Annotated in this window: 22 protein-coding genes; 3 read left to right on the top strand and 19 right to left on the bottom strand. The window is 34.3% G+C overall.

Translation table 11 applies throughout. The features are described 5' to 3' along the window. Positions 1–115 precede the first annotated feature (115 nt). The 3 genes from pyk to F5ESL0246_RS03560 form a co-directional block, all read right to left on the bottom strand. Positions 116–1885, bottom strand: coding sequence for a pyruvate kinase (gene pyk, locus F5ESL0246_RS03570; RefSeq protein WP_122018143.1), 1770 nt, complete (start codon positions 1883–1885; stop codon positions 116–118). A 24-nt stretch (positions 1886–1909) separates the two neighbouring features. Further along, a complete protein-coding gene (gene pfkA / locus F5ESL0246_RS03565; protein ID WP_122018142.1) occupies positions 1910–2869 on the bottom strand; it encodes a 6-phosphofructokinase in 960 nt (319 codons plus the stop codon). A 145-nt stretch (positions 2870–3014) separates the two neighbouring features. Further along, entirely contained in the window at positions 3015–6140 is a 3126-nt protein-coding gene (locus tag F5ESL0246_RS03560; protein ID WP_122018141.1) for a DNA polymerase III subunit alpha, read from the bottom strand. 104 nt (positions 6141–6244) lie between these two features. Here F5ESL0246_RS03560 and F5ESL0246_RS03555 point away from each other — a divergent pair, with 104 nt between their 5' ends. Further along, on the top strand, positions 6245–6451 hold the full coding sequence (locus tag F5ESL0246_RS03555; RefSeq protein ID WP_122018140.1) for a DUF2929 family protein: 207 nt from the start codon (positions 6245–6247) through the stop codon (positions 6449–6451). Between the two features lie 87 nt (positions 6452–6538). Here F5ESL0246_RS03555 and F5ESL0246_RS03550 read toward each other — a convergent pair whose 3' ends face one another. The 8 genes from F5ESL0246_RS03550 to uvrC all read right to left on the bottom strand — a co-directional run bounded on the left by F5ESL0246_RS03550 (position 6539) and on the right by uvrC (position 15554). After that, positions 6539–8086 (bottom strand): bifunctional UDP-sugar hydrolase/5'-nucleotidase, encoded by a 1548-nt coding sequence (locus F5ESL0246_RS03550; RefSeq protein ID WP_122018139.1) that lies wholly within the window; start codon positions 8084–8086, stop codon positions 6539–6541. Positions 8087–8147: 61 nt separating this feature from the next. After that, positions 8148–8339, bottom strand: coding sequence for a 50S ribosomal protein L32 (rpmF, locus tag F5ESL0246_RS03545; RefSeq protein WP_122018138.1), 192 nt, complete (start codon positions 8337–8339; stop codon positions 8148–8150). Between the two features lie 110 nt (positions 8340–8449). Then, entirely contained in the window at positions 8450–8671 is a 222-nt protein-coding gene (locus F5ESL0246_RS03540; RefSeq protein ID WP_122018137.1) for a lipopolysaccharide assembly protein LapA domain-containing protein, read from the bottom strand. Between the two features lie 9 nt (positions 8672–8680). Beyond that, positions 8681–9475 carry an SDR family oxidoreductase gene (locus tag F5ESL0246_RS03535; RefSeq protein WP_122018136.1) on the bottom strand — a complete coding sequence of 265 codons (795 nt, stop codon included), beginning with the start codon at positions 9473–9475 and terminating at the stop codon, positions 8681–8683. Continuing rightward, entirely contained in the window at positions 9468–10409 is a 942-nt protein-coding gene (gene rnz / locus F5ESL0246_RS03530; protein WP_122018135.1) for a ribonuclease Z, read from the bottom strand. Before rnz ends, F5ESL0246_RS03535 begins: the two co-directional genes overlap by 8 nt. Before the next feature lie 12 nt (positions 10410–10421). Further along, on the bottom strand, positions 10422–12341 hold the full coding sequence (locus F5ESL0246_RS03525) for an acyltransferase family protein (protein WP_122018134.1): 1920 nt from the start codon (positions 12339–12341) through the stop codon (positions 10422–10424). Positions 12342–12365: 24 nt separating this feature from the next. Continuing rightward, positions 12366–13673, bottom strand: a complete 1308-nt coding sequence (gene obgE / locus F5ESL0246_RS03520; protein WP_122018133.1) for a GTPase ObgE — start codon at positions 13671–13673, stop codon at positions 12366–12368. 78 nt (positions 13674–13751) lie between these two features. Beyond that, the gene (uvrC, locus tag F5ESL0246_RS03515) at positions 13752–15554 is read right to left on the bottom strand and encodes an excinuclease ABC subunit UvrC (protein WP_122018132.1); all 1803 of its coding nucleotides are present in this window, start codon (positions 15552–15554) and stop codon (positions 13752–13754) included. A gap of 175 nt (positions 15555–15729) precedes the next feature. Here uvrC and F5ESL0246_RS08425 point away from each other — a divergent pair, with 175 nt between their 5' ends. Next, on the top strand, positions 15730–15849 hold the full coding sequence (locus F5ESL0246_RS08425; protein ID WP_369916844.1) for an SPJ_0845 family protein: 120 nt from the start codon (positions 15730–15732) through the stop codon (positions 15847–15849). A 132-nt stretch (positions 15850–15981) separates the two neighbouring features. Here the strand turns inward: F5ESL0246_RS08425 and yihA are convergent, their stop codons facing one another. The 7 genes from yihA to rpsO form a co-directional block, all read right to left on the bottom strand. Next, complete coding sequence (gene yihA, locus F5ESL0246_RS03510) at positions 15982–16566, bottom strand: ribosome biogenesis GTP-binding protein YihA/YsxC (protein ID WP_122018131.1); 585 nt, start codon at positions 16564–16566, stop codon at positions 15982–15984. Next, positions 16556–17836, bottom strand: coding sequence for an ATP-dependent Clp protease ATP-binding subunit ClpX (clpX, locus tag F5ESL0246_RS03505; RefSeq protein WP_122018130.1), 1281 nt, complete (start codon positions 17834–17836; stop codon positions 16556–16558). Before clpX ends, yihA begins: the two co-directional genes overlap by 11 nt. Positions 17837–17957: 121 nt before the next feature. Continuing rightward, positions 17958–19256: a trigger factor gene (gene tig / locus F5ESL0246_RS03500; RefSeq protein WP_122018129.1), complete on the bottom strand. Its 1299-nt coding sequence runs from the start codon at positions 19254–19256 to the stop codon at positions 17958–17960. Between the two features lie 145 nt (positions 19257–19401). Further along, a complete protein-coding gene (tuf, locus tag F5ESL0246_RS03495; RefSeq protein ID WP_122018128.1) occupies positions 19402–20592 on the bottom strand; it encodes an elongation factor Tu in 1191 nt (396 codons plus the stop codon). A gap of 183 nt (positions 20593–20775) precedes the next feature. Further along, positions 20776–21609, bottom strand: a complete 834-nt coding sequence (locus F5ESL0246_RS03490; protein WP_122018127.1) for a tetratricopeptide repeat protein — start codon at positions 21607–21609, stop codon at positions 20776–20778. A gap of 2 nt (positions 21610–21611) precedes the next feature. Beyond that, positions 21612–23393 (bottom strand): ribonuclease J, encoded by a 1782-nt coding sequence (locus F5ESL0246_RS03485; RefSeq protein WP_122018126.1) that lies wholly within the window; start codon positions 23391–23393, stop codon positions 21612–21614. A gap of 169 nt (positions 23394–23562) precedes the next feature. Then, positions 23563–23832 carry a 30S ribosomal protein S15 gene (gene rpsO / locus F5ESL0246_RS03480; RefSeq protein WP_122018125.1) on the bottom strand — a complete coding sequence of 90 codons (270 nt, stop codon included), beginning with the start codon at positions 23830–23832 and terminating at the stop codon, positions 23563–23565. 201 nt (positions 23833–24033) lie between these two features. On the opposite strand from rpsO, the gene rpsT reads away from it, so the two are divergent. Further along, on the top strand, positions 24034–24285 hold the full coding sequence (gene rpsT / locus F5ESL0246_RS03475) for a 30S ribosomal protein S20 (protein WP_122018124.1): 252 nt from the start codon (positions 24034–24036) through the stop codon (positions 24283–24285). A gap of 52 nt (positions 24286–24337) precedes the next feature. On the opposite strand, the gene holA is transcribed toward rpsT, so the two are convergent. Continuing rightward, positions 24338–25324, bottom strand: a complete 987-nt coding sequence (holA, locus tag F5ESL0246_RS03470) for a DNA polymerase III subunit delta (RefSeq protein ID WP_122018123.1) — start codon at positions 25322–25324, stop codon at positions 24338–24340. Positions 25325–25329 lie beyond the last annotated feature (5 nt).

Below are 25329 nucleotides of genomic sequence, written 5' to 3'. Positions count from 1 at the left end.
CTAATTAAATTAACATAAGTCAACTAAATTTCATCTTTGATGTACTTTTATGAATAAATACTGAGCAAAATAAATAGCCAGTTTGAAAACTGGCTATTTATTAATTTGCTAATTGTTATAAATTAGAAACTTCACCTTGGTAAATTGCACCACGCCGAGCATCAATCGTAATAGTCGATTCATTAGCAATTTTATCAGTTGCATCTGTAACACCAACTACAACTGGAATACCTAGTGATAATCCTACTACAGCTGCATGTGAAGTTAAACCTGAAGACTCAACAACTAAACCTGAAGCCTTTTTAATTGCAGGTAAGTAATCAGGATCGGTAGTTTTTGCAACTAAAATATCACCCTCTTGAACCTTACTGTTTGCTTCATCGGCACTTCTAACAACCACAGTTTTACCAACAACAGAACCGTTACCAACGCCTAAGCCCTGAGCCAACTTGTTACCAATGATTTGTAACTTCATCAAGTTGGTTGTACCAGAGTCACCAACTGGTACTCCAGCAACAATAATTACTAAATCACCATCTTTGACATAGCCCTGTTCTTTAGCAACTTTAGCTGCTACTTCAAACATATCATCAGTTGATGCAGGCTTTTCAGTAATCATGGGTTGAACGCCCCAAGTAATTCCAAGTGAATGTTGAATCTTTTCATCAAATGTTAAAGCCAAAATGTTGGCATTTGGACGGTACTTAGAAATCATTCTTGCAGTATAACCAGAGTTAGTAGCAGTAATGATAGTTTTTACACCTAATTCTTGAGCAGTACGAACAACTGATTCCCCAATTGCTTCAGTAACATTTGAACCCTTGTATTCTTCAAATCTTTGAAGAGCCAAAGTATTACGTTTAAGCATTTCATCTTCGGTTCTTTCATCAATTTCTGCCATGGCTTTTACCGCATTAATTGGATAAAGACCGTTAGCTGATTCTCCAGATAGCATTGTTGCATCAGTTCCATCCAATACAGCATTCGCAACATCAGATACTTCAGCACGAGTTGGGCGAGGATTTTCCTGCATTGAATCCAGCATTTGAGTAGCAGTGATTACTGGCTTACCTAGGGCATTAGCTTTCTTAATTAAATCTTTTTGAACAAATGGGACATCAATAAATGGAATTTCAACTCCCATGTCACCACGTGCAACCATTAATCCATCAGAAACTTGTAAAATTTCATCAGCGTTATCAATACCCTCTTGAGATTCTATTTTGGGATAAATCTTAACATAATCACACCCAGCGTCTTCGCATAACTTACGAATATCTAAAATATCTTGGGCTTTGCGAGCAAATGAAGCAAAAATAAAGTTAATTCCATGTTCTAAACCAAATTTGATATCACTGGTATCCTTTTCAGTAATTCCTGGAAGACGAATTTCAACGCCAGGTGCATTAACACCTTTCTTTGATCCAATAACACCTGTATTTTGAGCCTCACAAATCAACTCTTTGTGTTCGTCGTCTTTTTCTTTAATTAATAAATCAACTAAGCCATCATCAATTAAAACGTGACCACCAACATGGGTATCATCATAAAGACCAGCATAGGTAACGTGAATTTTTTCCTTGTTACCAGTTTCAGAATCGTCCATAGAAACTCTTATTACATCACCTGTATTAAGAGTAAATTTACCACCATCTTGATCAGTAGTTCTAATTTCCGCACCCTTAGTATCAAGAGCTATTCCCAGAACCAAACCGGTCTCCTTTTCAACTTGACGAACCATATTCATCCGTGAAAGATGTTCTGCATGGTCGCCATGTGAAAAATTAAAACGAAATACATTTGCACCAGCTTTGGCTAAAGCTGTAATAGTTTCAATATCATTTGAAGCTGGTCCTAATGTACTAACAAGTTTAGTTTTCTTCATTTATAACAATCTCCTCAAAATTGACTATTTAGTCATTTCATCATTTATATCTACTAACATTTCATCGCTGTGATGCTTTTCATCAAACAAATCCAGAATATCATGTGTTTCTAGTTGACCATTCTCCACACCGACAGCTAAACCGCCTTTACCATCAAGAAGCAACTTAACAGCATAATTTCCCATCTTTGTAGCATTGATCCTATCTAAAACAGTTGGTGATCCACCACGTTGCATATGCCCCAAGACATTAGCTCTAGCATCAAAATCACCATATTTCAGAAGCTCCGTTCTGAAATCTTCAGCATTCATTACACCTTCAGCTAATACTATAATTCCGTTATCCTTACCATTTGCAAAACCACGCTTCAAAGTTTCAGCAATCTCTTTAACGTCATATGACCGTTCAGGAACTACAATAGCATCTGCACCACTTGCTAAACCAACTCGCATAGCAATGTCGCCACAACCACGACCCATTACATTAACAATAAATACACGGTGATGACTACTAGCCGTATCGCGAATCTTATCAATTGCTTGTAATGCCGTATTGCAAGCAGTATCCAGTCCAATTGTATATTCAGTATACGGAATATCATTATCAATTGTACCTGGAAGACCGATAGAATTAATTCCCATCCGAGTTAAAGCAAGAGCACCATGATAAGAACCATCACCACCAATTACAATAACAGTATCAATATCGTGCTTCTTTAATTGCTCAACACCTTTTTCTTGCACCTCTTTTTGTGCAAATTCAGGGTATCGGGCACTATAAAGAAAAGTTCCACCTAGATTAACCATGTGATCAACATTTTCAGCAGTCAAAGTAATAAAGTCTCCTGCCACTAACCCGGCAAAGCCATAACGAATACCAACAACGCCAAGTCCATTATGAATTGCAGTCTTCGTAACAGCTCTAATAGCTGCATTCATACCAGGAGCGTCGCCACCGCTCGTTAAAATACCAATTCGTTTCATGAATTCACCTCATCAACTTTTTATTGTGTAATTTCTCACATCCTCTAAATTCTAACATTCTTTCAAGAAAAAATCTCATAAAAAATAATATATTTGCTTATTTTAGCAGTCTTTAATTATGATAGCGTTAACAAATGCTTACAGCTTAATTTTTAAAGTTAATCAGCCTAAGATTATTTAAAACATATTGCTTTTGACTATTATCAAAGCGATCATTTTGCACTTTAACACTAAGTAAGTAGATATCTCCCACCTTTAAAATCGCTTGTATCTTTTCATAAACATTTGGAAAGATCACAATATCCTGCCTACTAGTTAAATCAACAAACTCAGTAAAAGCCATCGTTTTGCTCGCTTTAGTTTTAATCAGTTTTAAGGAAGTCAATTTCCCCACTGCAATCCCTCTATCATTAATATCAAATTGATTTAGTGATTTAGCTTTAAACTTAGTTGCATATCTTTGAACTGCCACTAAAGGTGAAGTCATAGTAGAAAAGCCCATAGCTTCTTCTTCCATCGCAGCTTTTTCCTGATTGGTTGGAGGTGAAACATGTTTAATTGGCACCCCACCTAAACTTTCAGAAAGTGCTAAATTATGGCCTGTCAATTCGATATTTTCAATAATTTCTTGACTATTTTCTAACAATTCATTGCGATTAGGATTGATACTATCAAAACATCCCGCCTTAATCAGTAATCTGATTACTTTGGGCTGAATATATTTTGAATCAACTTGTCGTAAAAAATCTCCAAGTGAAACAAACTTTTTTTGTTGCCGGATAAAAACTATCTGTTCCAGAAAATCAGACCGAATATTTTTAATTGTCCGTAAACCGACTAAAATTTGTCCATCAACTACCCTATATTCTAAGTCACTTTTATTGATATCAGGTGGAAGAATTTTTACCCCTACATTTTGAGCACGCATAATTAAATCATTAGTCTTGTGACGATTGGCACTATTTGAGTTAAGCAATGCAGCAAAAAATTGGGCTGGGTAGTGAACCTGTAGATAGGCCAACCAAAATGCAATTTTAGTATATGCAACTGCATGTGATCGATTAAAGCCGTAATTAGCAAATTGTTCAATATAATCATAAACTCGCTCGGCCTTTTCTTTTGATCTTCCCTTTTTTACTGCTCCGGCAATAAATTTAAATCTTTGCTTTTCAATGACAGTTTGATTCTTTTTAGACATTGCACGACGAAGAATATCAGCTTCACCTAAAGTAAAACCAGCCATGGTTCTTGCTGTCTGCATAACCTGTTCTTGATAAACCAATATACCATAAGTTGGAGCTAAAATTTCTTTTAAGCTTGGATCGGGATAAGTTACTTTGACTTTGCCTTGCTTACGTGCAATAAACGTTTGAATATTTTTCATTGGACCTGGTCGATATAATGCATTGACAGCTATCAAATCTTCAAAGTTATCAGGTACTAATTGTCGTAATACAGACCTAATTCCACTTGATTCAAATTGAAAAATTAAATCAGTATTACCAGATTGAAACAGCTTTATTGTTTTCGAATCATCAAGAGGAATTTGCCTGACATCAAAATTTTTATTCTGATAACGAATCATGTTTTCAGTATCGCCTAAAATTGTTAGGTTGCGCAATCCTAAGAAATCAATTTTTAATAGTCCTAAAGATTCAACATATTTTTTTGTTTGTTGGGTAACAGGAATGCCAAATTGACCAGCTTGTAGTCCAGATATTGAAGCAATCGAATTATCACTTAATACCAATCCAGCAGCATGAATTGAATAATGCCGTGGTAACCCTTCTAATTCTTTAGCAGTTTGATATAACAGTTTATTTTTACTACTGGCGTTAACTAGCAACTGCATTTCGGTTGAAATTTTATATGATTCACTTAAAGTGATTTTTCCCTTTGAAAAAGGTACACTTTTTGACCATTTATTCATTTCAATTTCGCTCAGACCAAAAACGCGACCGGTGTCTCGAAGTACCTGCTTAGCTGCTAAGGTTCCAAAAGTTAAAATTTGAGCAGCATGATCCATGCCATATTTTTCAAACATATATTGAATTACTTGATCGCGTCGATTGTCGGGAATATCTAAGTCAATATCAGGCATTTCATGACGAGCAGGATTCAAAAAACGTTCAAATAACAAATTATATTTAAGTGGATCAACTTCAGTGATTTGCAATACATACGAAACAAGTGAGCCACAAGCAGAGCCTCGCCCAGGGCCCGTTGTAATTTTAATTCGGTGACAATAATTAATCACATCCCAAACAATCAAGAAATAATCATTAAATCCCATTTGATCAATAATGGTTAGCTCATAATCTAATCGCTTTTGGTATTCGATAGGAATCCGCTGCTTGAATCGATAATGCAATCCTTTTTGTGATAAGTAAACAAGATATTCCTTTGAACTTGGAAATTTATTTTGTTTAAATTTAGGCAAAACTGGCGTTTGAAACTTAATCTTAGCATTACATTTTTCAGCAATTTTCCAAGTATTGTTCAGTGCTTCATCAAGATCCATTTCATGATAGCGGATACGTAGCTCTTCTACATTAGGTAAATAATGTGATCCATTTTGTTCAGATAATTGTTCCACATTTTGAAGAAGATTTCCTTTTTTTATTGCTTGTAATGTGTGCTGTAAGAACTGATCTTGAGGCTTTAAATAGCGTGTATCTTCCACACTGACCAAAGGTAAGTCAAATTGTTTAGCCAATGTTTGAACATAAGCTAGATAATTTTCTTGTCTCTTTGCTGCATAAACACCTAAATAAAGCGAACTCGATTTTGGAATCAAAGACAGCAATTGACGAATAAAATCATGCCCTAATTGCTCATTTTGTTTTTGCAAATTTAGCAGTTCACTTTTTGTATTTGCAGGCACAATTAAAATTAAATTATCAAGATATTTTGTCAATTTAATTAAGGTCAATATTCGATTATTATTTCCATTTTCAGTCAACAAGTTAATTTTACTCGACAAGCGTAAAAGATTACGATAGCCATCATCGTTTTTAGCCAAAACAACTAAATCATAGAGGTTTGTATTATCAATCAAACCATTCAATCTAACTTGCATACCTAATATCGGTTTAATCCCTACTTCTTGAGCTATTTCATAAAAGTTCACCAATCCATAGGTAACATTGATATCCGTAAGACTAACAGCTTCGTATCCCTGAGCTTTAGCTGCTAAAAGTAACTCTTTAATTTTAATTGGACTTTCTAAAAGTGTAAAAGCACTAATATTTTGCAATGAAGCAATTTTCATCTTGAAGCCGCCTTTCTATATAATTAGTATAACAAAAGATTGGTTTTAAATTTGAAAACCTGATTAATCTCTGTTAAAATTCATTTATGAAAGAGGGAACTACTATGGGTCGTTATATCATTACTATCGGCTGGAGTGTTGTCTATATGTTGATTGTGGGGTTCATTGCCGCGCCTTTGACTCAAACTGTCTTTAATCTTAACGATGCTTTAATTGTTGGCTTGATTTTTGGATTGGTATTTGCAGCAATCATACCAACCATCACTGCACATTCAAGTAAAGACAAGAGCAAGTACTCAAAGCTGAAATAGTTCAACTTAAGAAATATTTTATTAATAAAAAAGGTCGACAAACTAATTGTTATCTAAACATTAGTTTGTCGACTTTTTGTTTGGTTTTTATTTAAATAGATAATTAATAGTATTATCTACTTGTATATCACCTTTAGTTAAAAAAGTTTTAAACATTTGCACATAATCTTGATCAAGAGTTAATTCAATCTCATCCATATGATATGCAGGATAGAAACCACCTCCCATAGCTCGGTAATTGTTTACAGCTAAACGATAAACTTGTTCATCCTCAATCGCTTTTCCATTAAGTTCAAACTTAATTAATCTATTACCTACAGCTCGATCAATTTTTGCTACATATTTAACAGGATAAAAAACATCAAAATTAAATAGCTGATCCTGCCATTTAGGTGCAAAACCAACTTCTCCTTGCTCATCTTTCATTAAGAAAGATAAACTATACTCAACAATCTGGCGTAATTGTCTTCCTGTCAGTCTAACTCGACATAGCTGATTAGCATAAGGATAATTAAGTAAAATGTCTCGCATAGTCACTTCCTGTCCAAAACCTTTAGCTGTTTCACTCATGACAGCTGTCGCCGATATATCTGCACTAGTGAAAAAAAGCTGCATTTGCTGTAATAAATTAATAAATGGTGCACCCTTAAGCCTTGCTTGATTAGAATCACCAATTAGAGCCGGTTGTTTTAAATGTGCTAACGGTTGATCGAGCCACAATTGAGCTTTTTGATTAAGTTCAGACGCTAAGTCATTTATTTTAGTATCAGGTGGAAAGTCTTTAGTATCAATTAATTTTGCAGATAAATCCAGAATTTCTTTAGTGGCATCATCAATTTCTAAAATTACTTCACCAATTGCTTCACCACGATAACCTGGCTGAACAATTGCAGTATTATTCATTACCAAATTAATTTTTCGATGCTGATGTCCCGTTAAAAAGACATCAATTTCAGGAATTTCGTTTAAAATTCGATATCCTTCATTTTCCCCAGTAGCTGGCTCAGTTCTCTTACCAGTCCGAGGATTAGCTTCAAAGCCACCATGATAAATCACTGCCAAGACATCGACTTGCGGACGTAAAATTTGCGCATATCTTTTAACTTGCTCAAAAGCAGAAACAAACTTTAGCCCTGTTACATTCTGTGCTGGTTCCCAAGTTGGGATACGCTGCGTAGTAACACCAATCAGCCCGATTCGAACACCAGCTTTATTTATTATACAGTAATTTTTACCCAAAGCTGGCTGATCATCTTTTATATTTAAAACATTTGCATTTAAAAATGGAGCATGGTTTGCAGCAATATAATTACTAAGGTAGTTCAAACCGTAATTAAAATCATGGTTACCTAAGCAACGTGCATCATAGCCAATTTGATTTGTCAGTTCTGTATATGTCTTTAGTGCAGTATATGTTTTATCAAGATGAATATAAGAAGCTAAAGGTGACCCTTGTAAATAGTCACCAGTATCAGTAACCACAACATGATCTTCTCCATACTTCTGTCTTTCATAATTAATAACACTGCTAACTCTGCTCAAACCGAACGGAGCTTCATAGAAAGATTGATTTTGGTAATCAGTTGGTAAAATATAGCCATGGATATCACTTGAATTTAAAAATACAATTTTCATTATTTATCTTTCTTCTGGGAAATTTTTTTGAATAAAAAAAACACCACAACTGGTGTCTTTTTTATTGGTTGTCACTGCTGCTAGTTTCGTTTGCAACTTGACGCCCTTTATAATAACCTTTGGGTGAAACGCGGTGGCTCAAACGGTATTCACCAGTAGTTGCATCATAATGCATTGCCGGAACAGCTAACTTAATATGACCACGACGTGAACGTTTCTTTTGCTTAGAAGTATGTCTCTTAGGAACTGCCATTTAATTGATCTCCTTTATTGTAGAATTACGTTTTCAAAGTATCATCAAGATACTTAAAACGCCTCACGATTGTTAATGATACTATTGTATCTCAAATAAATCAAGTTATATTAGTCATTCTTATCTTGTTTGTGTCCACTTGAGCCACCAATCCAGCCGATCACAATCCCAATAATAATCATTACAACCAAAATAATGATTAACGGCAGTTTTAATTTGAATAAGCCAAAATTGATAGCCACATTATCAGTATTCATTACAACAAATATAACTGCTAATAAAATGAGAATTAAACTGAGTACTAGTTTGATTTGTTTAGCTTTACTTTTCATTATTCTGTACTACTTTCTTGACGCATACTTAAGAGAAAGCTTATCGCCGATTACTGGAAAAATATTATATAGCTTGGACAAAAAAGCTAAACTAATTGGTAAATTTAATTCACGCTTAGCACTTCCAAAATAGTGAACTACCTGCCACGCAACATCATCTGGATCTAACATGTATTTTTCAACATTTTTTACGTAGTTTCCACTTTCATCAGCAATATTAAAAAAGTTAGTATATACGGGGCCTGGGTTAACAGTCATCACTTTGACACCGAATGGTTTTAATTCTAAGCGTAATACATTAGAAAATTGGATAACAGCTGCTTTTGTTGCACTATATGCAGCTGACTTTACCGTCGGAATTTTGCCAGCAATTGAACCAAAGTTAATAATTTGACCAGTTTTTTGATCTATCATGAGTCTACCAATCAAACGCGTAAAGTACATTAACCCTAATACATTAACCTGAAACATTGCAGTTACTTCATGTCGATCCATTTCGACAAAATTGCCAAACTTACCAAATCCTGCACAATTAACTAAATAATCGACATGCTTTGTTATCTTAATAATTTTTTTGAATGTTGCATCAATTTCTTCGCTCACGCCCATATCGGTTACAAAAGTGTGGGCAATTACTCCTGAAAGTTCATGTGCTTCAGCAGCAAGTTTATCAAGCTTATCCTTACGTCTTGCAATTAAAATAACAGTTGCCCCCCGGCCAGCACTTTCAAGAGCAATTGAATGCCCAATACCGCTTGAAGCTCCTGTTATAACAACAACCTTGTTTCTCAATGAATCACTCATTTTTTTCACCTTTCATTGGAATTGATACCCGATCAAAATCATTTGCTAATTTTGTATTGGGAAAAACTTTTTCTGCTTGCTTCACTAACTTTTTGGCTTTTACGCCTAAATATCTGGCTGAAATGTGATCCAAATATAAGCGCTTAACACCATTAGCGCGAGCAATCTTAGCAGCTTCCACAGCTGTGGAGTGATAATATGAATGAGCCAAATCTGCTTCGTTACCAGCAAAAGTGGACTCATGAACCAGAATATCAGCATTTTGAGCCAACTTAGCAATTACTGGTGTCGCACGTGTATCGTAAATAATGGTAACGATTCTTCCTTCTTTATTTGGTCCCAAAAAGTCTTTACCATTTAAAGTAGTACCATCAGCTAAATCTATTGTCTCTCCATTCTTTAGTTTACCAAGTAATGGACCATTAGGTATATTATATTGCATTAATTTATCCATTAAAAGTTCACCTTGACGTGGATTTTCAACTATTCGATAGCCAAAACTTGGAACACGGTGAACTAATTTTTCAGCATAAACTTTAAATCCCTGACCTTCGTATATTAGTCCACCTTCATCTAATACAACAAACTTAATTGGATATGAAACTTTTGTTCGGGAAACTTTCAAGGCTGTTCGCACAAATTGTTCTAATCCCGCTGGTCCATAAATTGTTATTGGACCAACATCACCTTGAAAAGACCTTGTGGCAAGTAATCCGGGTAATCCAAAAATATGATCACCATGATTATGTGAAATGAAGATTTTGGTCACCTTTCGAAGTCTGATATTTGTCCGTAAAATTTGATGTTGCGTTGCTTCACCAACATCAAATAACCATATTTCATTAATTTCATCTAACATTTTTAAAGCAATACTTGAGACATTGCGCTGTTTAGAAGGTTGCCCAGCTCCTGTACCTAAAAATTGTAATTCCATAATTTTCCTATTCTAGAATTTAGCGTGCCTGACAATTGTTTTAACTATAAAAGCACTGTAATATTTTGAACCAATTGGTGTCGGATGTGTATTATCATCATAAAACCAATTGGGATGATTTTTGGAGTAATTGTACCAATCAATGATAGTAAGATTATGATACCGTTTAGCAGCTTCAATTAACAATTGATTAACCTGATTTTGCCATGGCTTATCTGGAACATGCGTATTTATCCAAAATACATGACGATTCGAACCAACAAGTTTCATCAATTGATCTAAATCAGATATCGGAAATGAACCATTAGTTCCTAAACCAATTAACACGTTATCTTCTAAGGCATTTTGAGCTTTATAATGATTTAACAAATCCAAAGCAACGTTAGCCTGACGAGAAACAGCCGCATCAATCACTGCCTTTGGCATTAACCGCGTTAAATTATTACTTGAACCAGCCATAACAGAATCACCCACTGCCGTCAATTCAATTTTTTGGGCAAGTTGGAGGTCAATTTGTGAAATATAATATTTCATGTAAGATTTGTTAACAACATGCCTGATAGCGTTTTGTTTCGCTTCATCTATTATTTTAGCTTTTTTACGTGTTTTTTTCTTAGCTTTCTTCAATTTCGCAATTAAAACTTGATTATCTTTTTCTTGTTGTTGCCGATTGCTTTTGATTCTTAAAGCAAGTTGTGACTTGGTAAAATCTTCTGCCTTAACAATTGGTGAAATGGTAATCGCAAAGCTCCCTAAAATTAGAATTAGACTTGCAATTATAGCTTGACTTTTAATTAGATAATTGCTTGTTTGCAAATTGAAAACTTGTTGTAAGTAATTTTTAGTCTTTTCCCAATTGATTTTTCCAAATGGTTTTTCAATCAAGCGATAAGCAATTTCACTAAAAAGCAAAATCAAAATAATTTCGATAACATGATATAAAAGGACATGATCAGCCATATCTGAAATTTTATCTTCAAAAAATATCATTACTGGAAATTGGTAAAGATATATTTCGTAACTACGTGATCCTAACCAGTTAAATATTGGATTAGTTAGCAATTGATTCCAATGACTACCAGGATGTGCTATAACGGCTACCATCAGGACAACCAAAATAGTAAAAAACAGCATCCCCCCATAATAAGGAACGGATCTTTGAGGATTCATTAACGGATTAAAAAAAAGAATTACTATTCCAATTAATGCTATTAAACCTACGCTATCTAACAAATAAATATCACTTGGTCTAATTATTTCTTTTAACTTGTCAATTGGCCATACTACTGCTAAGGAAGCACCTAAACCTAATGCAAAAAAACGCGTATCTGTTCCATAATAAATTCGATTAATATCTATCCCAAGATAGTACATTATGGCCATTTCTATAGCCGAAGCCAACGAAAATGTAAACAAAAGCCAAAACATCTTTTTTCTTTTTTTGCCATATTTTACTAATAAGAAAATTACTAATGGCCACAACAAATAAAATTGACCGTTAATTGACATTGTCCATAAATGAACAAACGGAGATTCATTAGCCGCAAATCTTTCAAAATAACTTTGACCATTTAAGATTTGCCAAAAATTATAAACATTTAATAAATTAGTAAATACTATTTCACTCAGTTTAGCAAGTAAATTTCGTTGAAACAGAAGAATATATGTTGCCGAAAGCCATAGAACAGTAATCAATGGCGGATACAATTTTTTTAGTCGGCTTAAATAAAAGCCCTGATTATCAAAAGTTCCGTTTTCATCATATGCTTTGAGCATTTGACAAGTTACAAGATACCCAGATAACACAAAAAAAATCGGTACCCCAAGATAACCACCAACAAAAGTATCAGGTGCGAGATGATATAAAATCACTCCAACAACTGCTAATGCTCTAAGTCCAGAATATCCTGTAATAAACCGATTTTTTGTCATATTTTCAAACTTTTCTATTTATTTTTATTGAACAAACTCAAAATTAAATGTTCCAATGACTACATCATCACCATCAACAGCTCCTTTTGCACGAAGAGCATCATCGATTCCCATATTTTTTAACTGACGAGCTAGACGAACTACACCATCATGATAATCTAAATTAGTTCGCTTAACTAGACGTTCTAACCGCTCACCTTTAATCTCAAAGACATGATCTTCAAGTTTAATAATTGTAAATTTTTCATTAACAGAATCCTCTTGATACTTATACTCTTTAATTCTGGATTTGTCTTCAAGTTTAAGTAACGCCTGTTCCTTTTCAGTTTGTTCCACTAAAGAAGCAGTATCTTGCATTAACTGCTCTACTCCTTGGTGCGTAACACTTGAAATTGCATAGACCATAGAATTAATTCCCATTGTTTTTAACTCTTGCTTAAATTCAGTTAATTTTTCTTCGGCTCCTGGAATATCAAGTTGAGTTGCAACAATTATTTCATGGCGCTTTTCTAAATCTTTATCATAAAGTAATAATTCTTTACGAATTTTTTGATAATCTTCAATTGCCCGGCGACCGTTAGCAGGATCCATTGATACTAAATGTAAAATTACTTTTGTTCTTTCAATATGACGTAAAAACTGGATCCCTAGACCTACACCTTGACTTGCACCTTCAATTAAACCCGGTAAATCAGCCATTGAAAAATCACGTCCATCAGGAAGAATAACCATTCCCAAATTAGGTGTTAACGTAGTAAATGAATAAGCAGCTATCTTAGGTTTGGCTTTAGTTACAACTGATAAAAGCGTTGATTTACCTACCGAAGGAAACCCAACCAAACCAACATCAGCTAATACTTTAAGCTCCAATCGCAATACTCGATCTTCACCAGGCTCCCCATTTTCAGCAATTTCGGGGGCGGTATTGACGCTGTTAGCAAAATGAATATTACCACGACCCCCACGACCGCCATGAGCGACAATTAACTCTTGCTTATTTTGGGTTAAATCACCCAACTCTTCATTGGTTTCAAAATCATATACAGTTGTTCCCACAGGTACTCGTAAATAGAGGTTTTTAGCACCACGACCGTATTGGGATTTAATTCTGCCATTTTCGCCACTCTCGGCCTTAAATTTACGACGATAGCGAAAGTCCATCAGAGTTCTCAAACCGCTATCGGCTACAAAAATAATACTACCTCCACGACCGCCATCTCCACCAGCTGGTCCACCGTTAGGAACATATTTTTCATGGCGGAAAGCAACGATGCCATCTCCACCCTTACCGGCTTGAACTTCAATCTTAGTTTGATCGACAAATGTAGGCATTTATATTCTCCTTCCGTCTGCTTTAACCTTAAATACTATACCACAAAAATCCAACCCGAACGTGATAAAATTTTCTGGTTATAACATTAACTTAATTGTTTGTGCTTGAGGCAAAGTCAGTCCCACAGCACGTAAATCATTAATTGATGCCTCTTTTATTTTTTTTAATGAACCAAACTGACGTAATAGTTTATTTCTACTTTTAGGTCCTATCCCTTTAATGGAATCAAGTTTACTTGACAATGCATTTTTAGTATGGGTTTTTCGATGAAATGTAATGGCAAAGCGATGAACTTCATCTTGAATTCTTGTCATTAAATAAAAGCCCTGTGATTTTGGATCAAGTGGTATTAATTTCATCGCTACCCCATTTATGGGATCTCCATAAAGCAAGTGATTTGTTCGGTGTTTATTATCTTTAACCATACCTGCTACTGGAATAGATAAATTTAACTCATTGCGCAAAATATCTTCACAAGCATCTATTTGAATTTGTCCCCCATCCATTAAAATTAAATCAGGCATGGGTTTATGTTCCCGCAACAAACGACTATATCGTCTGCGGACAACTTCTCGAGTATTACGCACCTCATCGCCACCATTTTGATGTTCAACCTCTCCTTTTAACTTATATTTACGGTAAGCATTTTTATCTGGTTTGCCATCTTTGAAAACAACAAGTGCGGAAACAGGATCTGCTCCTTGAATATGAGAATGATCAAAACTTTCAATAATATGGCCATATGGTAATCCTAATGAAGCAAAAATTTCAGCCTGCGCTCCCTTAGTTTTTCGATTATCTAGTTCAAGCAAGCGAAATTTATCATCTAATTTCAATTGGGCATTTTCTTTAGCCATTTTTAACAGCGATAATTTTTGGCCTCTTTTAGGTGTTCTTACCGAAACACTGAGCACCTCACTTAAAGCTTCATTATCAATACCATTAGGAACCAAAACTTCTTTTGGCAAAACACGATTTTTCTGACCATAAAATTGTACTATAAATGAGGTAAATGTATCTTCTGGATCATCTGTATCTGTTAATGGATACATTCTAGTCTCTCGCCGGAGCAACTTTGCCTGTCGAAAAAAGAAAATTTGAACAGAAATCCAAGATTTATCGACATAAAAATTAAAAATATCACGTTGTGTACTATCGTTTGAAATTATTTTCTGCTTTTCAACTGTTTCTTGAATATACTTTAATTGATCTCGAATTTCTGCCGCTCTTTCAAATTCCAAATTTTCTGATGCTTTAATCATCTTGTTAGTTAAATCTTGCTTAACAGCTGTGATATCACCATTTAAAAAACTTTTGATTTTTTTGATTTGAAATTTATACTGCTCTTCAGGAACTTTTTTAAAACATGCACCTAAACATTGACCCATGTGATAGTATAGACACGGCCGTCCTTGTTTACCATTACAACGCCGTAAAGGAAATACTTTTTGAATAAAACGAAGAGTAGCTTGCGCAGCATATACATTTGGATAGGGACCAAAATAATACCCACTATCCTTACGAACAATACTCGTTAATTTGGTTTGCGGATCACGCTCATTTGTAATTTCAATATAAGGGTAGCCAGTTCCTTGTTTAAGTTGAACATTATAATATGGTTGGTATTTTTTAATCAAAGTAACTTCAAGTAAAAAAGCTTCCTTATCTGTGGAAACCGTAATGATATCATAATCTACAATTTCTTGAACTAATTCCGCACGCCGCCCAATCTGCCTACTTTTAAAATATGAACGTACACGATTTTTAAGATTCTTTGATTTGCCAACGTAGATTACTTTTCCATTAATATCTTTCATTAAGTAACAACCTGGTTTATCAGGCAACAATTTCAACTTATTTTCAATCAATCTAGTTGCCAAAAAATCACTCCCTCTTAAAATTTGCTTTATCAATTTTAACATATGCTACATCTATTTATTTAATTGGCGCTTATTTATATTGAAACAGCTTTTACTTACTTTACATAAATTTTATTATTTCTGCTAGCCTCTTGCTATTTTTTTGATTATAATATTTAAAACGAAAGGAAGATGAATGATGGGTTTAACTTTTAAAAAACAAGATGACTTAGAAAAATTATTTGACAAATTTGCTACTGTTCCTGAAAAAAGAAAAAAGCACCTAGAAAAAGAAAAGGATAAAAAGACCAAATAAAATAACATATCTTTTAAAGATATACCATCTAAAATATTATTTAGACATAAGAAAACCCCCGAATTGGAATCTTTGTCCAATTCCGGGGGTTAACTTCATTCATATTTCAGGTTTTTATTTACATGTTTTATTTTATAAATTTTGTTCAATCCAAGACCAAACTTCATTAACATTCCGTTTTTGAATTGCACTATAGGTGAGAACACTAACTTTATCGTAAGATAAGTCTAACTTCTTTTTTAAATTAACTAAAACTTTATTCTCTTGGCTCTTTTTAACCTTATCTATTTTAGTACATACAATTAAAATTGGTAAGTCAAGAGTTAGTGCATATTCATACATTAACACATCATTTTGAGTTGGATCATGTCGGGAATCAATCAAAATGATTAAGCCTTTTAAATTTTCACGAGTCTCAAGGTATTCTTGAATCATCTCACCAAACTTTTGGCGTTGTATTTGAGATACTTTCGCATAACCATAACCGGGAACATCAACCAGATAAAAATTTTGATTAATAATATAGAAATTTAATGTTTGTGTTTTCCCAGGTCGTGATGAAGTGCGAGCTAAATTTTTACGACTAAGTAATGAATTAATTAAACTAGATTTTCCCACATTAGACCGTCCAGCTAAAGCAATTTCTGGTAAGTGATCCTGAGGATATTGTTTTTCATTAACTGCACTAATTGCATAATCGCTACTTTTAATTATCATTTGCTACCTTTATCTCTTCATTACTTGACTTGTCATCATGAGGATTCTTTCTAGTGACCACCGGTTCCTTTTGCTTGATTATCACATCTTTAGTAACTTTAACTTTTTCAATAGTGGAATCACTAGGTGTTTTATACATGATACTCATCATTGAATTTTCAATAATTGTTCTGAGACCACGAGCACCCATATTACGTTCAATTGCTAAATCTGCAATTGCATCTAAAGCATCCTTAGAAAATTCAAGTTCAACTTGATCAAGTGATAACAACTTTTTATATTGTTTTACCAAAGCATTTTTAGGTTCAGTCAATATTCTAACTAAATCTTCATTTCGCAGTTTATCAAGTGTTGCAACAATTGGAATACGACCAATAAATTCCGGAATCAATCCAAATTTGACTAAATCACCAGTAGTTAAATGTTTCGTCCAAGAATCATCTTGAACCCTACTTAATTCGTTCTCAGCACTAAATCCGATAACTTTTTTGCCCAAACGATTTTTAACAATTTGCTCGATACCATCAAAAGCACCACCAACAATAAATAAAATATTAGTCGTATCAATCTGAATTAATTCTTGTTGTGGATGTTTTCTACCACCCTGTGGCGGAACAGAAGCAATTGTACCTTCTAGGATCTTTAACAGCGACTGCTGTACACCTTCTCCAGATACATCTCGAGTAATTGAAACATTTTCCGACTTTTTAGAAATTTTATCAATCTCATCAATATAAACAATTCCTTTTTCAGCACGCTCTATATCGTAATCAGCATTCTGCAAAAGCTTAAGTAAAATATTTTCAACATCTTCACCAACATATCCAGCCTCTGTTAAAGTGGTGGCATCTGCTATTGCAAATGGAACATTGAGAATTCGAGCTAAAGTTTGAGCCAAATAAGTTTTACCTGATCCCGTAGGCCCAATTAAAGCAATATTTGATTTTTGTAATTCAGTTGAGGAATCAATATCCATTTGACTAATTCGTTTGTAATGGTTATAAACAGCAACCGATAATACTTTTTTTGCGCTATCTTGACCAATTACATATTGATCAAGTTTTTGCTTTATTTCCATTGGCTTAGGCAAGTCTTTGGCTTTTTTTAATGAATCGGATCGCAATTCATCATCAATGATTTTTTTTGATAAGTCAACACATTCATTACAAATATAAACCCCATTACCAGCGATCATTTTTTTGACCTGATCTTGTGTCTTATCACAAAACGAGCATTTAATTTCTTCTTGATTAGTAAACTGTGATGCCATTCTTTTCCTCCTCATATCTACCAGTCTAAGAATATCATAACTTAAGAGTTGTAATTGAATTATTTGCTTAAAAAAAGCAAAAAGGTAGTTATACAACCACCTTTTTACTTTTTTCTAAATCTTATTTAATTTTTGATTTAGCAACTTGTTTTGCATTATCAGCTACAAGATCAATGGCCTTACGAACATTAATATCATGTGAAATCATTTCATTAGTTAAAGTATTACGAACTGTTTTTTCATCCATGTTATAGTCATTGGCAAGGTTCTTAATTTCTTGGTTTATTTCTTCTTCAGAAGACTTAATACCCTCTTTTTTGACAATTGCTTCAAGAACTAAATTAGTTTTAACTCTTTCAACAGCATCCTTAGAAAATTGCGCACGCAATTGATCTTCAGTAGTATTTGTTAGCTTGTAATAAACATCTGGACTAATCCCTTGACGCTGCATATTGCCAAGATATTGATTCATTTGGGTATTAACATCCTCTTGAATCATTGCATCTGGAATTTCATCAATCTTTGCATTAGCAACAGCACCTTCAATGGCAGCCTGTTCAATAGCGGCTTGGCTTTCTTCTTCTTTTTTAGCTTTCAGATCTTTTTTAATCTTTTCCTTTAAGTCATCCAAAGTTTCAACAGAATCATCAACATCTTTGGCAAATTCATCATCTAATTCAGGTAATTGCTTTGACTTAACTTCATGAAGCTTAGTTGCAAAATGAGCTTCCTTACCAGCTAATTCTTTGGCACCATAATCTTCAGGAAAAGTAACAACAACATCAACGTCATCTCCGGCTTTGTGACCAATTAATTGATCTTCAAAACCAGGAATAAACGTATTTGAACCTAATTCAAGAGCATAATCATCAGCTGTGCCACCCTCAAATGTCTTATCATCAATAGTTCCTTTGTAGTCGATTGTTACTGTATCACCCTTTTCAGCTGTATCTTCCTTAAGAACAAGTTCAGCATTCTTTTGTCGGTCTTTTTCAAGTTCAGCATCAACATCCTTAGCATAAACGCGTGTGTTTTGCTTTGGAACTTCAATTCCTTTGTAGTCTCCTAATTCAACTTTAGGTTGAATACTTACTACGGCCTTCATTGTCCAAACCTTACCCTTATCCATTGATACAGGTACAATTTGAGGTTGACCAACAGCCTTAATATCAGCTTCCTTAACAGCATCAGAATATGCTGCAGGTAGTGCAATGTTTAAAGCATCCTCATATAAAGCTTCTTCACCATAATACTGATCAAAAATAACTCGCGAAACATGTCCCTTTCTAAAACCAGGTACACGCAAATTCTTCTTCACTCTTTTAAAAGCTTGATCTAATCCACGTTTAACCTCTTCTTGGGAAATATCAAAAGTTAATTCACCGGTAGTTTTACCAGTTTTATTCCATGTTACAGACATTAATTAAATACCTCCAATGTCAAGTTTATCTACATCGTTGCATACTAAATTATCTTACATTAAACGCTCGTAAAAAACAAATTTAGGCAAAAAAAGATGTACTTCTATGAAAAAGTACATCTTTTTTAAACTGTCTTTTTACGAACTAGTCAAGAATTTCAGTAACTTGACCAGCACCAACAGTACGACCACCTTCACGGATAGTGAATTTAGTACCCTTTTCAATGGCAGCTGGCTTAATTAAGTTAACAGTAAATTCCGTATTATCGCCAGGCATAACCATTTCGGTACCTTCTGGCAACTCAATTTCGCCAGTGATATCAGTAGTGTGGAAATAGAATTGTGGACGGTAGTCTGAGAAGAATGGAGTATGACGTCCGCCTTCTTCTTTCTTCAAGACATAAACTTGACCCTTGAATTCATTATGAGTTTGAATTGATCCAGGTGCGGCCAAAACTTGTCCACGAACAACTTGATCACGGTCAATACCACGAAGCAATACACCAACGTTATCGCCGGCTTCACCTAGGTCTAAAGTTTTATGGAACATTTCCAAACCAGTAACAACTGACTTGATAACCTTTTCTACTAAACCAACGATCTCAACTTCATCACCAATCTTAACAGTACCACGATCAATACGACCTGAAGCAACAGTACCACGACCAGTAATAGTGAAGACATCTTCAACAGGCATTAAGAATGGCTTATCAGTTTGACGTTCTGGAGTTGGAATATATTCGTCGACAGTGTCCATCAACTTCATGATAACTTCTTCTTGTTCCTTGTCACCTTGTAATGCTTTTAAAGCTGAACCACGGATAACTGGAATATCATCACCTGGGTAATCATACTCAGATAACAAGTCACGAACTTCCATTTCAACTAAGTCAATTAATTCTGGATCGTCAACTAAGTCAGTCTTGTTCAAGAAGACAACAATGTAGTTAACACCAACTTGACGAGCAAGTAAAATGTGTTCACGAGTTTGTGGCATAGGACCATCAGTTGCAGCAACAACTAAGATAGCTCCATCCATTTGAGCAGCACCAGTGATCATGTTTTTGATGTAGTCAGCGTGTCCTGGGGCGTCCATGTGAGCATAGTGACGTTTTTCAGTTTCATACTCTACGTGAGCGGTATTAATAGTAATACCACGCTCTTTTTCTTCTGGAGCAGCATCAATTTCTGAATAATCCTCAGCTTTTGCTAAACCCTTTTCTGATAAAACTTTAGTAATAGCCGCTGTCAAAGTGGTCTTACCATGGTCAACGTGACCGATAGTACCAATGTTTACGTGTGGCTTCGTTCTAACGTAATGTTCTTTTTCTGCCATTAAAATGACCCTCCTGTAAATTTGCAAGAAGTCCGTTGAGTAAGTAACGGATAGTTCTCTGTTGAATATTGTACTACTTTCATTGGCAAATGCCTAGTATTTTAATGCATAGAGCCATGCCTAATGAAAACGTCCTTTGCTATTATACTAAATGCCTTAAAAAAGTAAAGCCTTTTGCTTAAATTATTTTGGCAAATTAAGTTCAATAGCTTCAAACAGCTTTTGACGGCTTCTTCCATCATGATTCTCAATGTATGACACAAGATCACTGGTAAAGCTATCAGGATCGTCTACGTACATATTTATCATAGGGTAAAGATTGCCTAAAATCAAGTTAACTTCGGCTAAAATTGTAGGTAATTGATTGGGACGATGGTAATATCGTGAGCCTATTCCTGATACAACTTCACGATAAATTGGATCCTTTTCTAATAGACTTACACTTCTGGGAACAAATTCTTCGATTTTTCCTAAAACTAATACTCTAAAGTGGTCATCAAGTCCTAGACGGATTAAATCTTCACATATAGAAATACGTACTGCAAAATTTAAACTTGGATCAATAAGCAAACTTTGAGAAAACTGTTTAAAATTGTTTAAGTCAAGCTTGAATAACTGTTGATAATCATTCAATGTAGGTTGTCTCTTCTCTTTAAAATCAACCATAATCCTTTGTTGTTTGCTTTGTTTGACAGGTTCGACCAATATCTTTATTTCATTTTTACTAAGATTACTAATCTCAAGTGCTTCAATTACATAATGAGTAGTTTGTAAAATTTTACTATATTCTGCAAAGATTTCCTGGTTAGAAAAAAGATCAGATTCTTCTTTAATTAATGAATAAGCAAAATCAGCCTGTCCATTTTTTAGATATAGTTCACAAAGCTGAAGAGTTGCGGCTTTGCTGGAACCAATTCTTAGAGCTTCCTCAGCATTTTCAATTGCTTGCGATAAATTTCCCGTTTTCTCATTTTTTCGTGCTAATTCAAGTAAATTTTTTTGGCTTAATGACATCATAATTAATCTTTCTTGACAATTCTTTGCCCCGTCTTTTGGACATCAACTGGTCGATGCGTATTACCATTATCCGTCTCATTTTTGTTGTTGCGTTTTTGCATTGCACGGTGTCGATTTTGGTTAACCTCCATTACCACAGGTAAAACTACTGGTCTTCGATTTGTCTTTTTATACAAAAACTTTTCAAGATCATTTCTAACATCTTGCTTAATTTCAGTCCAATCAAATTTTTTGTGTTCAAAGTTGTTATTAATTGTCTCTTTAATTAGTTCAATACTATCATGCATCAGCTGCCGATTAGCCTTGATATAAACAAATCCACGACTAGTAACTTGAGGTTGCGCAATAATTTTCTTTTTTCTTCGATCAATGGTTACAACAGCAATAAAAATCCCATCATCAGATAGAACTTCGCGATCCCGCAAAACAATATTGCCAACATCACCAATTCCAGACCCATCAATCATTGTATCTTCACCGGGAACCGGATCAGTTAGATAAAAATGATTTTGATTGAAATCATAATTAAAACAATCACCATTTTTAGAAATAAAGATATTTTCTTTCTTCATTCCCACTTGAATTGCTAAATCACGATGAACTTCAAGCAAACGATATTCACCAATTACTGGAAATAAAAACTTAGGCTTTAATATCCCAAGAAGTAGTTGTAAATCCGGACCAGTTGCATGACCGCTTGTATGCTTAGCTCGACCAAGTTCAATAACTGTTCCACCGGCATGATAAACCATATCGCTAGTTTGAGCCAATATCGTCTCAACTGCATGCGATGGTGTAGTAGCAATAAACACAAGATCACCTTCATGAATAGTAATCATACTATGCTTCTTCTTAGCCATCTTTTGCAAAGAATTTAATGGTTCACCCATTTGCCCCGTTTCAAGAATGACAGTTTGCTTATCAGGTGTGCTTTTTAAATCTTTCACACGCATTAATAATCCCTTAGGTACTTTTAAATACCCGAGTCCCATCGCTGTACGAACTATTTTAGCAACATCACGTCCAGTCAATAAAACACGCTTACCAGTTTTATGAGCTGCATTTAAAACTTCTTGAATACGAATTAGATTAGATGCCTTGGCAGCAACAATGACACGTCCTTTGGCATTACGAAAAACATTTGTTACATAGTCACCAATTTCTTGTTCAGAAACATTTGAAAATGATGCTTCAGCATTAGATGAATCACTTAAAAGTGCCAAAACATTTTTTTGGGAAATTTCGGCTAATCTATCTAAATTGGTCCGATATTTAGGCGATGCCGTGGGATCAAATTTGAAATCACCAGTATAAACGATTTCACCTGCTGACGTGTGCACATCAACTCCTAGCGAATCCGGAATTGAATGGGTTGTTTGAAAAAACGAAATATTAGAATTTTTAAACTCAATTTCTGTATCAGCATCAATAACATGAAACAGACTATTCTTAATTCGCTTATTTTCACGCTTGACCTTTATTTTGGCTAGTTCAATTGTTAATTGTGATCCAAAAACAGGGATATCATACTCACGTAAAATATACGGCAGTGCACCAATTGAATCAGCGTGTCCATGTGTTAAAAAGATGCCAACTACTTGGTCGCCATATTGCTCAAAAAAATCAAGATCTGGAATGACCACATCGATTCCAAATAAGGTGCTATCGGGATACTTAAGTCCAGCATCTAAAACATAAATTTCATCATTAACCTGAATGGCGAACATATCCTTGCCTTGCTCACGAACACCACTCAAAATCATTATTTTAATTTGTTCAGTCATCATATTTCCTTTTCTATTACATGTAAAAAGCCATTATTTTTATTCAGTTGTCATTTATGGATCGCTTTGATCACAACGTAAAAGATATCTTTTTTATTTTAGCATAAAAAAGTAGATGACAAAAACAAAAAGCCAGCCCACATGGGACTGACTTTTAAATATTTTGCAACTAGCGACGCAAACCTAATTTCTTAATTAACTCGCGATAACGATTAATGTCGTTTTCTTGCAAGTAACGAAGCAAGTTACGCCGATGACCAATTTTCTTTAACAAACCAACATATGAATGGTGATCGTGTGAATGATTACGCATATGCTCAGTTAAATTGTTAATATCTGTAGTTAATATTGCAACTTGCACTTCTGTTGAACCAGTATCTCCTTCATGAGTTGCAAATTTTTTGATAATTTCATCTTTTTCTGCTTTTGAAATTGCCATAAATATTTTTCACCTTTCACTAAATAATTGCCGTTAACAACGTTAACCGTCAGGTGTGAGCGTGCAAACAGCGTTAACGGTTCACAACAATAGTATAATACAGATTATTTTTTTAAAATGCAAGTATAAATTAGCTTGCATCTAGAATTATTCTTCAGTATAATTTACTAAGTGAATTTACTAGTAATGGAGGTGAATTTTATGCCACAAATCAAATCAGCTATTAAGCGTGTCAAAACACAAGGTGATGCGAGAAAGCGCAACGCCGCTCAAATGAATCAGTTGAGAACTGCTATTAAGAAGTTTAAGACTGCTCAAGCAGCAGATGCCGAAAACGCCTCCGAATTACATATTGCTGCTGCCCGTGCTTTGGACAAAGCTGCGTCAAAGGGTCTTATTCATAAGAACAAGGCTAGTCGTGATAAGAGTCGTTTAGCTAAATTAGCAAAATAAATTTTTATTGACAATAGTAAAAAAACAAGAATGAATATTCATTCTTGTTTTTTTATACACTTAAAATAAACAGTTTTAGAAAATCACTTTCTCGATAACGACCGTTTTTATAATTAAAGTCTAATTCAATTGCTCTTTTTAGTAAGATTTCCAATTTAGAAATAGTCAATTGATTCCTCAAGGCTACTTTAACTCTATAAGGGTGAATACCTAATAATTTAGCTATTTCAGATTCACTTCTGCCACGCTTCTTTAAAATTTTAACTACTAAAATTAATTCTAGTTGATTCTCAAAAACCGCAAGCAACTGAATGGGATTGCTTCCCTCACGTAACTGGTTCTCTAATCGCTCAATTGCTTCTCGGTAATCATGATTTAATGCTGTTTCCATAATAGAAAAAACATTTTGTGCTAATGACAAATCAATATTTTTTTCAATTTCTTCTATAGTAATTTTGCCATCATTTGCAAGTGCTTTCAATTTATTAAAATTACTTAAAGTAGTATCTAAAACTTGATCACTTCGTTCTAGCAATAAATGTAACGCTGAGGTGGAAATTTGGTAGCCTTCCGATTTGATCATTGCCTGAATTGTTTTACTAACTTCGTAATTTTTAATTTTGGTATCAACTACGTTAAAATTATTTAAAATGGTTTTCGTTAATTTTTTACGCCGATCAAGCTTGTCATACGAAGCAACTAGTACAACAATATCGTCAAGTTGATCAATATTAGCAAAAATTTGCTGCAACTGTTCTAACTGTCTTTTAAATTTTTGAGGAACTTTTGCCGTTAAAAAGAAAGGATTTTTTACTGTAATTATTTTTTTTTGACTGAACAAGCTTGATTCGGTTAACTCAGCTATAAGTTCATCCAGACTGTCTATTTCACAATCAATCGTTAGCTTATCAAAGCTAGAAAAAATCTCCTCATGCGTAAAAAAGCGCGCTAAATAATCGTTTAAAAAATTATCATCACCTGTAATTAAAGTTTGTTGCTTATTTTTGTTTGAATTTTTAAATATAGAAAGTAAAGACATTAATA

The organism is Lactobacillus sp. ESL0246 (assembly GCF_003692965.1).
Lineage (GTDB): Bacteria > Bacillota > Bacilli > Lactobacillales > Lactobacillaceae > Lactobacillus.
The sequence above is the reverse complement of the archived record's forward strand: the minus strand, read 5'-3'. Positions and strand labels throughout refer to the sequence as shown.